General features: G+C 63.6%; 4 protein-coding genes. 1 reads left to right on the top strand and 3 read right to left on the bottom strand.

What is annotated here, in order from left to right; translation table 11 throughout:
• The coding region (locus MKK84_RS06815; protein WP_243917907.1) for a methyl-accepting chemotaxis protein at positions 1–412 on the top strand (412 nt) is incomplete at its 5' end.
• A 5-nt stretch (positions 413–417) separates the two neighbouring features.
• On the opposite strand, the gene MKK84_RS06810 is transcribed toward MKK84_RS06815, so the two are convergent.
• The 3 genes from MKK84_RS06810 to MKK84_RS06800 form a co-directional block, all read right to left on the bottom strand.
• The gene (locus MKK84_RS06810) at positions 418–774 is read right to left on the bottom strand and encodes a hypothetical protein (protein ID WP_243917899.1); all 357 of its coding nucleotides are present in this window, start codon (positions 772–774) and stop codon (positions 418–420) included.
• 97 nt (positions 775–871) lie between these two features.
• Positions 872–1,069: a DUF2934 domain-containing protein gene (locus MKK84_RS06805; RefSeq protein ID WP_243917897.1), complete on the bottom strand. Its 198-nt coding sequence runs from the start codon at positions 1,067–1,069 to the stop codon at positions 872–874.
• A complete protein-coding gene (locus MKK84_RS06800) occupies positions 1,066–1,776 on the bottom strand; it encodes a sigma-70 family RNA polymerase sigma factor (RefSeq protein WP_243917895.1) in 711 nt (236 codons plus the stop codon). Before MKK84_RS06800 ends, MKK84_RS06805 begins: the two co-directional genes overlap by 4 nt.
• Positions 1,777–1,896: the final 120 nt, after the last annotated feature.

Below are 1,896 nucleotides of genomic sequence, written 5' to 3'. Positions count from 1 at the left end.
CTTCTCGGTGGTCGCCTCCGAGATGAAGCTGCTGGCAGATCAGGCCAAGGCGGCGACCAGTCAGGTGCGCGGGATCCTGGGGGAGATCCAGCGGGGCATCAACACCTCGGTGATGCTCACCGAGGAGGCGGTCAAGCGCGCCGCCGCCGGCAAGACCCGCTCGGACACGACGCAGCGGACCATCGAAGAGATCACCGCGAAGGTGGAGGAAAGCGGTCAGGTCTTCCAGCAGGTGATCGCGTCAGCGAACCAGCAGCAGCTTGGGATCGAGCAGGTGATGGGCGCGCTTCAGAACATCCGGCAGGCGAGCCAGCAGACCGCGGCCGGCACGAGGCAGGTCGAGTCCGCCTCGGCCAACCTCACGGAGCTGGCCCAGGCGCTGATGGCGCTCGCTGAACGCTACCGACATTGACACTGTCACCGGTCGAGTTGGTCCCCAAACTGCCCTGTCGGGACTGCTCCCTCGGCATAGGCCTGGGCCTGTGCGACGAACAAGTCGATCTGCACGATGCCCTGATTGATCGCCGTGATGAGGTTGGCGTTGGCCTCGTCGATCTCGGCTTCGCCAGTCGGCTCCCGTCCCCGCAGGTCAGCGAGCACCACCGCCATTTGGTCCCGATGGTCGCGCAGGTCCTCCAAGATCACCTTGGCACGTGCAGCTTGGAGGTTCGTCGCTTGACCGGCGGCGAGCAATTCCACCGCAGCAACATCGACCCGGGCAAGCGCCGATCGCTTCTCGCCTCTTCGGTGTAGCGGGACGATGCCTTCGCTCATGATCCTGCGCCCGTGGGTATCCGGCCTTGCAAAGGCGAGCGTGTCCCAGTCCCTGGGATACATGTCTGGAACGCAATACCGTCGATGGTGGTGGCCATCACGCCAGCTCGACTTGGCTTGCCAACTGCGCCGCTCGTCGCTTTGCCTTCAGCTCACGCTCGGCCATGACCCAGAAATGCAGATCATAGCCAACAGGCCGATGGTGTCGGTCCCATAGATCGTAGGCGCGTTCCCGGATCGCGTCGTGTCGGATCACCGGCTCAGCCGTAGATACAACGCCCGGATCCGAGCTCATCCGCCACCCTCACGCGAGCTGCTGAGCGCCGACAGCATTACCCCGTCAGTTCCGATCTCAGCACCGGTGTAGCCGAGCGCTCGCATGAGCTGGTCCCGCGCGCGCCAGACCCGGCTCTTCACGGTGCCGATCTGGCATTCCATGACCGCAGCGGCCTCCTCGTAGCTCAGGTTCTCGATCGCCACGAGCACTAGGGACTCACGCATGATCGGCGCGAGCCGGTCGAGAGCGGTACGCATATCTTGGACGTCAAGACGCCCGATCTGATCAGGCGGGATCGATAGGTTGGCCGTGTGACTGCCGTCCTCGTCCTGGATTTCGCGGTGTTTGCGCTGACTGCTGTAAAAGGTGTTGCGCAGGATCGTGAAGGTCCATGCCTCGAAGTTCGTGCCCGGTTGAAAGCGCGTCCGGCTTCGCCACGCCCGCAGGAGGGTATCCTGCACGAGGTCGTCAGCCGCAGTGAGATCGCGGGCGAGCGAGACGGCGAAGCGACGTAGAGGCGGGACTACGGCAAGAAGCAGCCTTTTGAACTCAGCTTCATCACGCTCGCTCGCTGTCTCAAATGCCACATCGAGCTTGGCCAACAGCTCGGCGAAGCGATCTGCGGCTCTCAGCTGGGCCTCATCCTGAGTGTAGGCGGCCGCCAGGAGGCCGCCGAGGTGTCTCTGGATCTCATCCGAGAGAGCGGGCTCGGATTCGCGCGACATCGTTCGAAACCTATGTGTTCGATAAACCGGTCGACCACATACACTCACGGCATAGCTCGGCCAGTGCGACCAACCGCGCGGATTCTCATTTGAGCTGATCGGTCGAGGTCGCCCGCTGCC

Source organism: Methylobacterium sp. E-065, assembly GCF_022829605.1.
Classification (GTDB): domain Bacteria; phylum Pseudomonadota; class Alphaproteobacteria; order Rhizobiales; family Beijerinckiaceae; genus Methylobacterium.
This window is presented reverse-complemented; position numbering and strand designations above follow the sequence as displayed.

Bases quoted from the DNA above. Each gene is read 5' to 3' on its own strand.
- MKK84_RS06810 (WP_243917899.1), bottom strand. From the start codon at position 774: ATGAGCGAAGGCATCGTCCCGCTACACCGAAGAGGCGAGAAGCGATCG.
- MKK84_RS06800 (WP_243917895.1), bottom strand. From the start codon at position 1,776: ATGTCGCGCGAATCCGAGCCCGCTCTCTCGGATGAGATCCAGAGACAC.
- MKK84_RS06805 (WP_243917897.1), bottom strand. From the start codon at position 1,069: ATGAGCTCGGATCCGGGCGTTGTATCTACGGCTGAGCCGGTGATCCGA.